Raw genomic sequence first — 8,742 nt, forward strand, 5'->3', positions numbered from 1 at the left:
GGTCGCTGACCCGTAGTCAACGTGAGCCAGGAATCCCCCTGCTTCAGCTGGGGGAGGATTCAAGCAGCTCGTCAGAGATCGGCGGGCGCCCCGGGGTGGGCGGCTGGGCCCGCTTCTGCTTCACCAGGCGCTGGTGCCAGGCGAGCAGCGTGCGTGGAGAGACGATTCGGTGTCCGCTAAGCGGGCGGGGCAGCAGCCGGGCCAGTGTGGCCAGCAGCGCCCGGTCCGGCCAGGCAGGCCTCGGGACCCGGACCTGTCGGCGCAGCACCGCGAGCTCGTGCCGCAGGATCAGTATCTCGGCATCCTTGGCCGCAGACGATCGGCACAGCAGCACCAGCCAGGCGAAGACCCGCGTGGCGAACAGGTAGACCATCCGTACGAGCACGAGCACCGATCATGCCGGACAGCCCTCCGGGCGCGTCACAGGTCAACCGCGGTGACAGCCTTGAAGTGCTACGAGAACGAGGCGGTTGGGTGCGCGGGTTGCCCGGGCACACCCGCGATATATACGTGATAGAGTTGCGTATAGATGAATGGGGTTGCCATGACCAAGATGCTCATCGACATCGACGAAGAGGCCCTCGCCGCTGCTCAGCAGGCATTCGGCACCAAGACCAAGAAGGACACCGTCAACCGCGCCCTGTCCGAAGCGGCCACGCGCATCAACCGGGCCAAGGCCCGCACGGAGCTCGCCCGACTGGCTGCCGACGGCGCGGTGGACCTCGACCTGCTGCTGGACAAGAAAAACTACCGGCCCAAGCCTGGCGATAAGCACCGCGACCGAGCGGGGCGGGACGCGGCGTGAACTACCTCGCCGATACCTCCGCCCTGGCGCGCCTGATCCCAGATATCCAGGACGAGTACGGCTTTAACCAGGCCATTGATGCCGGCCTGGTCGGCGTCTGCGACATCACCGAGTTGGAGTTCTGCTACTCCGCCCGCACCGCGGCCGACCGCTCCGCCATCCTCACCCTGCTCGCCGCCGCGTACACGTGGGTGCCGATCCCCGATGGCATCTACCAGCGCGCCCGCGAGGTCCAGCAGCTGCTCACCAACCACGGCGAGCACCGCGGCCCCGGCACCGTCGACCTACTGGTCGCAGCCACGGCCGAACTGTCGAACCTGATCCTGCTGCACCGCGACGCCGACTTCGAAACGATCGCCAAGCACACCGGCCAACCCACCAAGATCCTCCCCGGCCTATAAGGACCGCCGACGCCCCCGGCGCCACCCACACCCAAGACATCCGGCTTCTGTGCTTCAGCAGAGCCGGCTTCGCCGACGAGCTACGTACACGGGCGTCCAAGGATCACACCATCCAACTCATCGACCTACAGCGGCTCTACCAGGGCACGACACCTCGATCTTCGCTGACACTGCGGGTTGAAGAACCGGCAGGTCAAAGGCTGTGAAGCCATTTTGGAGCGCTACGGGTCAACCCGCAGTGCCCGTACCGCCGTTGGGCCCCTACCCGCCCGGCTCCAGACGACCAGAGCGACCGTCCCACAAGGTGCACCCGTACAGCACCGATAAAGGGAGACAGCCTCCTGCCTGAACCCAACACCGGTCCCGCTCCACGAGCACGTCGCCGCCCGCATCCGGGGCCGCCTGCCCGGCGAACTGCCATACGTGCCCACGGACTTCGGACCGTGGCCAGCGGATCGCCGCCAGCGCACGAGGCCCGGCCGCAGCGAGGGTGTCGAGCAAGCGGGAGACGGTCGGGTCCGAGGCCACCGGCCCGAACACGGCGGACTCGGCCCGCAGCATCGCGACATTGGCCAGGCAGTTCCCGCCCAGGGCCACCGCGTGCGCGACATCCAGCAGGACCTTGCCGGGATCATGGATCGCGCGCGCCTTGCGCCACGGCACCAGAGCCGCAGATATCGCCGCGTCCAGCCCCACCTTACGGACGGTCTCGACCAGCAGCACGGCACCGGACTGCGAGACCACCCCGCGACCCTCGCCCTCGACACGGACACGCGGGTAGGACCCGCTACGCCTTTGAAGCGCACCCGGAAGACGACGACTTCATCCAGCCCGGCACGCTCTACCGGGAGGTGATGACGCACACTGATCGGGACCATCTGGTCGACAACATCGTGGCGCACCTGGGCCAGGGGGTGGAACGGTTCATCCAGGAACGGGCGATCAGCGATTACTGGGCGAAAGCAGACTCCGACCTCGGAAGGCGTATCGCCCAAGGCCTCAAGCGTGGGCGATACGAAGCCGGGCAGTGGCTAACTTGATCCTTGATCGGTAGGGGCGGTTCGTGGAACTGTCATGCTTCCGGGGCCAGTTGTACTCCTGCCGCCTGAGAGTAATTGTCATTCCTGAAGATGGGGCTGCTCGCAAGCCCGGGGCTGATTCGTTTTTGGCCTGTGAGCACGGTGGATGGGTCCCGCCTGCTTCGCACCCGTCACCCGCGTCCGTGGGGCGGATGTGCGACAGGCCATCCGGCCGGAGCGGCCCTGCCCACGGCCGGTACGCCACCAGGCGGTGCCTGCCGCCTGGTCGTACCTGGCTGTCAGTCTTTGTGTACGGGACGCAGGGTCACCAGGGCGTTGCCGTCGCAGTAGGTGAGCGGGCCGCCGAAGCTTTGGTCGGCGTGCCGGAACGCCTGGCAGTCCGATGTGCCCCTCCAGAGGGTATTGCCCCGGTGGTCCAGCAGGAGCAGGCGGCGACCGTCTTGCCAGAAGTTGCCGGTGACGGACCGCGCCGCGGGGCTCAGCCCGTGGGGGCGGACCAGCTGGTCGGCGCCTGCGTCCAGGAGCCGGTCCGTGCGGCCGGGCGCACGGATGATCTCGTTCCTGGTGCCGTCGGTGACCAGGTACTCGCCCGGGGCCAGCCGCCGGGAGGGGCGCAAGGTGCCGAAGTAGGGATCGACGACCAGGGCGCCTTTGACGTCCGGCAGTACCATGTGGAAGCCGACGGTCAGCGGAAGTGTGCGGTCCCAGCGGCATCCGGTGTGTGCGTCGCGCGGGGCTTGAGGCTGGTCCCAGACGAAGCGGTACCGCCAGCCGCGGTCCCCGTCACCGGATATCACCCCGCCGGCGAGGACGGTGGCGCGGCAGCTGCCCTTGGCCGGTGCGGTGGCCATGATGACCCGGTCGTTGTCCCTGATGATTCGGTCGACGGTGCCGTCGGGCGGCCGCAGTCCCGCCTGCCAGTGCAGCCCGCCGTCGTCCGGGTCGACGGTGCCGACACGGTCGGGGGTGGCCAGATAGGCCGCACAGTTGTCCCCGCTGCGGGCGTCGGCGGTGGCGGGCACGTCGGCCTGGCAGACGACCCGTACCGCCCCGGACACCGCGTGCGTCCATTGCAGCCCACCCGACAAGGCGTCCCAGCCGGTCAGGCGGCAGGACCCGGGGCGGCAGACCGCCGTCAGCACCACGGAACTGCTTTCCAACAGGAAAACCTGGCTGCCGGGCGGCAAGGCATGCCGCCAGATCAAGAGCCCTTGCTCCGGGTCGAGCCCGGCGATCGCACTCGGCCCCCGGCGGCCTTCCCTGCCGCCGACCAGCACCACCTGGCGACCACCGCCGAGCGCGGAGTGCGCCGCGCCGGGCTGGTGCGAGGTCAACGTGAACTCGGCCGGCAATGCCAGCCGCCAACCCCCCTTCTCTGTGTCATCATTCAGGCGGACCAGCGTGCGGCCCTGACCGAGCAGTCTCGCCGCGGGTGCGTTCAGCGCCCAGGTGCCATCGGGGCCCGGCCGCACCGGCAGCGGAACACGCGAGGCCTCCTCGGGCACCGACTCCCCATCGTCGAACCTCGGCGGCTGCGGGGCGAAACAGCCCGCCACCAGCAGCCCCACCACCACGGCCAGTAGTCCTCGCCACCACCGATGCCACATTGCGCGCCCCCCGGATCCGCCTTCACGGTAGGACGCCCGTAAACCTGCTCACCACTCTTCCGCCTCCTTCGTGATGACCTCGTGGCCGCGAGGGAAGCGAGTGATCGTCAAGACCGCGAACGGGCCCCGGCCGGGCCCGCCAACTCCTTGACCACAGCCTTGACTTGCCTGGTCAGACGGGCCTTGCGTCGCTGGTATCGCTCCAGCACCCCGGCACCTGCTCACCTGGGGCCTCCGAGGAGGACCTCGGTGGGTGTGTCTGAAAGATGTTCCGTACACGCCCTTGGGTCTCGAGTTTCGCTGTTTTCGCAGGGCAGGGTCACTCTGGCGGTTGTAGCTGCTGGTGTTTGGGTCCTGTGGTCTTGGCGGCGGCCCTAGGGTGAGGCTGTGGATGAGCTTGTAGAACAGGTACGGCAACTGGACCAGCAGGGTCGGTCAGCGAAGGCGATCGCCAGAACACTGGGGGTGGGCGTCAGGGATGTCGTCGGGGTGCTCAACGGCGCTGTGCAGGTCTCGGTGTCGGGCCGTGGCGAGCCGCGTTGCTGGGTGAACGCCGGCTGGAGCCGTAGTGTGGATCTCGAGGGTACGCCGCAGTGGACAAGCCTGGATCCGGGGGCTTCCGACGCCGAGGAGGTACGCGGCCTTGTCGCCGTGCTCGTCGCCGCGGACAGCGCGCGCTCCGCGAAGGCCCAGGTTGCCGGGTTCCTGCTGGATGTGTGGTGCCTGGGGGTGAAGAACGCGCTGCCTCCGGAGCCGATGACCCCGAGTCAGCTGGCTGCGCACCGGCACGCCTACTTCAGCGCCTTCGAGGGGCATGTGCAGGTTCCCGCCGCGCTTGCCCGCGCCCTGGTGTTCGGCGCCGCCGACTACGCCCGCGAGCTCGGGTTCGCTCCCGAGGCGGACTTCGATGCCGCCGCCGTTGTGCTCGGTGAGCCAGCCGGTCCCAGCCCGATCCGCTTCGGTCGTGATGGCAAGCCGTTCTACGTCAACGGCCCCTACGACGATCCCGAGGCGATCATGCGGACCTTGCGACACGCCGTCGGCGACGACGGCTTCCACTACACCCTCGCCTTCCCCGAGTAGCCGCGGCGGCGTCGGCTGTTCCGGGCGCGCCAGTAACCGTGTGGGGCGCGCGAGCCGGCAGACGATCACCCCGGCGGGTGACGGGCTGGCTGGTTCGGGCTGTCCGCAGGCCGAACGGCGGCAGCATCAGCGGTGTGGCGACCATGCCGGGGAGGGGATCCGCCGATGCTTCCGAGTCCGCCGTACCGGCGGTCCTTGCTGGCCGTGTTGGAGACGCTGCATGTGTTCACCGCGCCGAGCTTCGAGACCTTCACCGCGATGGTGACCGGGTTGGTCGCGCAGACCGGGGCCAGCACGGTGACCGGGATGCTGACGGGGGCGGGTCTGGCCCGCGCCTGGCCGCACGACCTTGCGCCCCGCAGTGGCGCCGCCGGGAAAGCGAGGGGAGTGGGAAGGTGCCCAGGAGGCTCAGGCTGCGTCGGTGCGGTGCGCGGTGAAGGTCACCTGGGTGTCGTCATTGTCGAGGGCGATGTTCGGGGCCGCGTCCAAAGCCTTGGCCAGCTTGGTCAGGAGCGGCAGCGTAGGGACGGTGTCGGAGCCTTCGATCCGGGAGATCTTCGCCTGGGTGAGGCCCGCGCGGTCGGCCAGTTCGGTCTGGGTGAGCCCGAGCTCGGTACGCCGGTCATACACGGCTTTTCGCCAGGGCCATGGACAGCCGGATCTCGCGACGGGCCTCGGCCACGTCTTCCGGCTCGGTGAAGCCTTCGGCGAGCTTCCGCTCGCGCAGGGTCTTCCAGCGGCTGTGGCTCATTGCTCCACCTCTCCTTCGTCGATGGTGCGGATGAATTCCTCGTGGGCCGGGCCGTGTTCGGCCTCGCAGACCTTTTGTGCGAGTTTGGCGCGCCTGACCTCGGCATCCTCCCGCATTCTTGTCTTGCGGAAGACGGTCAGCAGGACCGCAGTGCGGTTCGGGGTGAGCCAGTACGTGATGCGTATAGCAGCACCGTCGAGGGTCGGGCGCAGCTCCCGGACTCCGTCACCGAGGTAGGGCCGCGTTGGCTTGCCGGTCGCCGCTGCGTGAGAGGCGGTGGCGGTTGGTCCGGCCGCTGGAGGCGGGGACCGGTGCAGCACCGCAGAGGGCGGCGAAGGACGCCTCGGTCCGCATGCGTTCGGGGTTGCCGCCCGCGGTGATCAGCAGCTGGGCCGCGGTGTCGGGACCGACTCCGTAGACGGCCCGCAGGCCGGGGTTGTGGACGGTGACCTCGTGGTCCAGGGCCCGCGTCAGCGCCTCGTGCTCGGCGGTCAGCTCCTTGACGCGTCGGGCGAGGCTTTTGAGCGCGGTCAGGACGGCGGTGTGGACGGCGTCGCCGGAGGGCCGCAGCCGGGCCGGGGCGTCGGTGCGGTCCGCGCTCTTGAGGCGGCCGTACTTGGCGCGGATCGCCTCGGGAGCGGTGATGAGGAGATGGCCGATCTGGTTCAGGGCGGCGGTGCGGGCCTTGACTGCGGAGCGGGCGGCGTTGTGCAGGGCGCGTATGCCCGCGACGGTGTCGTCCTTGGGGGCGCTGGAGGCCCGTCCGGACAGGGCGGCGCGGGCTGCGGCGTAGGCGTCGATGGGGTCGGACTTGCCGATGCGGCGGCGTTCGGCCCGGTCGGGCCGGTTGACCTCCACGACATGAAGCCCCGTCTCGCGGGCGGCGCGGGTGAAACCGGCTCCGTAGGAGGACGTGCCTTCCACGCCGATCGCGATTACGTGGCCGTGGGCGGTCAGGAAGGCCAGGGCCGCGGCGTAACCGGCAACGGTGGTGGTGAACTCGGCGTCCGCAAGATGGCCGCCGTTGTCGCTGATGACCGCGACGTGGAGGGTGTCGGCGTGGGAGTCGACCCCGCCGAACACGTCCTGGTCCGCTGTTGGTGCCGCCGCTGATGTCATGCTGATGGTGCCTTCCTTGCCGGAGGTGGGCACCGGCCGGGTGGCGCAGACAGGACATTGAAGGGGCTTCTGGACCAAGCTCCTATCAGGTCATGTTCCGCCCGGCCGGAGCCATGAGAACAGGTCCCGGCGACCGGACAGAACAGCGGGAAGACAACCCAGCAGGGCGTCAGTCAGTGGCTGGGCCGATGAGGTGGAGTTCATGCGGGGTCGGGTCTACGGGGCTGATCACGAGGACGCCGGGCCGCAGCGCGGGCGCGTGTACACGGAGTTGGTGGCGGGCCCGCTGGATGGTCTGCTCTTGGATGTCACGGACTGGTCGGCGCATGATCGGGCTGGAGGTGTCGCCTTGCGCACGGAGATAGGTCGGTACGGTCCGGGTGGTCGGGCCTTGTATGCGCCCAGGCGGGCGGATGGTCGTCTGTTCGACTGGTGCGGAGACATCCCGTGAGGGTGCGCGCGAAGGAGCCGGCGGGCGTTCTCAAGTTCACCACGGTGAACTTGGTTTATCAGTTCGCACCCGCCCGCTCCCCGACCACAGCGGCCGGGAGGTGTCGACCGTGCATGGCCTGGCGGGATCGCCGAAGGGCTCTTTGCCGCGAACATCTACGTCCAGCACATCGATTGGCTGGTGGTGGTGATGCGGTACTGGGCGCCGTGCGGCAGGCCGTTCACCGTACCCCCGGGCGCGGTGAACGGCCAGCCGGCCCGTTGCGTACGCACCGTCAGGCTGAACCCCATGCCTCGCCCACCACCGGCCTGAAACAGCTGAATGCAGCCGTGTACCTGCTGTTCGCGTAGGGGCCTTCCTACCCGGCTGCCGCCCAAGAGGCCGATGCCTGGGGGTTCCCCCCGAGAAGTGGACACCGGTTCGTATGTTTATGCGGCAAGTGTGAGCATAGCTGAGTGCTGCGCTTCGTAGGCGACGGGGCTCAGCTGTCCGTTCTTCTTGTGGCGCCGACGGGTGTTGTAGCGCGTGAGCCAGCGGAACACGGACAGCCGGCAGGCGCGGGCGCCGTCGAAGCGGCGGGAGCCTTGCAGCGTTTCGCGCTTCAGCGATGCGTGGAAGCTCTCGCAGGCGGCGTTGTCCGCGCTGGTGCCGACGGCCCCCATGGACTGGGTGACGCCCAACTCCTTGCACAGGTCGGCGAATTCCTTCGACGTGTACTGGGCGGATTCAATTGGTCGTCGCAACACCCCGATCGAGGAGGGTGTTGTGGCTCAGGGAAGGGCACGTGCAGCGCTTCGGGCGGGTCGACCGCCGTTGCGGTCGCCGGGGCGGCCACTGGTGAACCGGCGGGCGGAGCGACAGAAGTTCTGGCGGCTGATCGCGAAGGGACTGTCCAGCGAGGAGGCTGCCGTCGCGGCCGGGGTGTCGATGCCGCTGGGGCCCCGCTGGTTCCGTGAAGGTGGCGGCATGCCACCGATCAGCCTTGAGGAACCGTCAGGCCGCTACCTGTCCTTCGCCGAGCGCGAGGACATCGCGCTGCTGCGGGCCAAGAAGTGCGGGGTGCGGGAGATCGCCCGCCGACTGGGGCGCTCGCCCTCGACGATCTCGCGTGAGCTGCGGCGTAACGCGGCCACCCGCGGCGGGCGCCTGGACTACCGGGCCTCGGTCGCGCAGTGGCACGCCGACCGGCAGGCCCGCCGGCCCAAGGACTGCAAGCTCGTGAAGAACGACAGGCTGCGGGAGTATGTGCAACAGCGGCTCGCCGGCAAGGTCGCCGGACCGGACGGGAGCGCAGTGCAAGGGCCTGACGTGCGCTGGATCGGCCGTCGTCACGGGCGGCGCCAGGACCGGCGCTGGGCGCGAGCGTGGAGCCCGGAGCAGATCGCCAACCGGCTGCCGGTCGACTTCCCCGAGGATGGGACGATGCGGATCTCCCACGAGGCCATCTACCAGGCCCTGTACATCCAGGGCCGCGGTGCGCTGCGC

General features: G+C 69.1%; 10 protein-coding genes and 4 pseudogenes. 6 read left to right on the forward strand and 8 right to left on the reverse strand.

All coding sequences use genetic code 11. The annotated features are described in order from the left end of the window. Positions 1-43: 43 nt before the first annotated feature. Positions 44-385, reverse strand: a complete 342-nt coding sequence (locus tag VXC91_RS39710) for an integrase (RefSeq protein WP_329512223.1) — start codon at positions 383-385, stop codon at positions 44-46. Between the two features lie 159 nt (positions 386-544). On the opposite strand from VXC91_RS39710, the gene VXC91_RS39715 reads away from it, so the two are divergent. Both VXC91_RS39715 and VXC91_RS39720 read left to right on the forward strand, forming a co-directional pair. After that, a complete protein-coding gene (locus tag VXC91_RS39715) occupies positions 545-805 on the forward strand; it encodes a type II toxin-antitoxin system VapB family antitoxin (RefSeq protein WP_329512224.1) in 261 nt (86 codons plus the stop codon). Further along, on the forward strand, positions 802-1,206 hold the full coding sequence (locus VXC91_RS39720; protein WP_329512225.1) for a PIN domain nuclease: 405 nt from the start codon (positions 802-804) through the stop codon (positions 1,204-1,206). The genes VXC91_RS39715 and VXC91_RS39720 overlap by 4 nt, the downstream gene beginning before the upstream one ends. A gap of 360 nt (positions 1,207-1,566) precedes the next feature. Here VXC91_RS39720 and VXC91_RS39725 read toward each other — a convergent pair. Then, positions 1,567-1,992: pseudogene (locus VXC91_RS39725) on the reverse strand (transposase); the annotation flags it as partial. On the opposite strand from VXC91_RS39725, the gene VXC91_RS47290 reads away from it, so the two are divergent. Then, positions 1,881-2,246, forward strand: coding sequence for a catalase-related domain-containing protein (locus tag VXC91_RS47290; protein ID WP_408057594.1), 366 nt, complete (start codon positions 1,881-1,883; stop codon positions 2,244-2,246). The pseudogene VXC91_RS39725 and the gene VXC91_RS47290 overlap by 112 nt on opposite strands. A 278-nt stretch (positions 2,247-2,524) precedes the next feature. Here the strand turns inward: VXC91_RS47290 and VXC91_RS39735 are convergent, their stop codons facing one another. Then, complete coding sequence (locus VXC91_RS39735) at positions 2,525-3,820, reverse strand: outer membrane protein assembly factor BamB family protein (protein ID WP_329512226.1); 1,296 nt, start codon at positions 3,818-3,820, stop codon at positions 2,525-2,527. A gap of 420 nt (positions 3,821-4,240) precedes the next feature. On the opposite strand from VXC91_RS39735, the gene VXC91_RS39740 reads away from it, so the two are divergent. Beyond that, a complete protein-coding gene (locus VXC91_RS39740) occupies positions 4,241-4,936 on the forward strand; it encodes a hypothetical protein (protein WP_329512227.1) in 696 nt (231 codons plus the stop codon). A 408-nt stretch (positions 4,937-5,344) separates the two neighbouring features. Here the strand turns inward: VXC91_RS39740 and VXC91_RS39745 are convergent. The 3 genes and pseudogenes from VXC91_RS39745 to VXC91_RS39755 form a co-directional block, all read right to left on the reverse strand. Further along, positions 5,345-5,687 (reverse strand): annotated as a pseudogene (locus tag VXC91_RS39745) (helix-turn-helix domain-containing protein). Between the two features lie 158 nt (positions 5,688-5,845). Further along, a pseudogene (locus VXC91_RS39750) lies at positions 5,846-5,899 on the reverse strand (type II toxin-antitoxin system RelE/ParE family toxin); the annotation flags it as partial. A gap of 13 nt (positions 5,900-5,912) precedes the next feature. Further along, entirely contained in the window at positions 5,913-6,806 is an 894-nt protein-coding gene (locus tag VXC91_RS39755; protein WP_329512228.1) for an IS110 family RNA-guided transposase, read from the reverse strand. 202 nt (positions 6,807-7,008) lie between these two features. Here VXC91_RS39755 and VXC91_RS39760 point away from each other — a divergent pair, with 202 nt between their 5' ends. Next, the gene (locus tag VXC91_RS39760; RefSeq protein ID WP_329512229.1) at positions 7,009-7,257 is read left to right on the forward strand and encodes a hypothetical protein; all 249 of its coding nucleotides are present in this window, start codon (positions 7,009-7,011) and stop codon (positions 7,255-7,257) included. A 155-nt stretch (positions 7,258-7,412) separates the two neighbouring features. Here the strand turns inward: VXC91_RS39760 and VXC91_RS39765 are convergent, their stop codons facing one another. Together VXC91_RS39765 and VXC91_RS39770 are read right to left on the reverse strand one after the other, a co-directional pair. Further along, the gene (locus tag VXC91_RS39765; RefSeq protein WP_329512230.1) at positions 7,413-7,547 is read right to left on the reverse strand and encodes a hypothetical protein; all 135 of its coding nucleotides are present in this window, start codon (positions 7,545-7,547) and stop codon (positions 7,413-7,415) included. 138 nt (positions 7,548-7,685) lie between these two features. Continuing rightward, positions 7,686-7,979, reverse strand: a pseudogene (locus VXC91_RS39770) (transposase); the annotation flags it as partial. A gap of 43 nt (positions 7,980-8,022) precedes the next feature. Here VXC91_RS39770 and VXC91_RS39775 point away from each other — a divergent pair. Beyond that, on the forward strand, positions 8,023-8,742 hold a 720-nt coding region (locus tag VXC91_RS39775; protein ID WP_456243098.1), incomplete at its 3' end, for a transposase.

The organism is Streptomyces chiangmaiensis (genome assembly GCF_036281785.1).
Classification (GTDB): domain Bacteria; phylum Actinomycetota; class Actinomycetes; order Streptomycetales; family Streptomycetaceae; genus Streptomyces; species Streptomyces chiangmaiensis.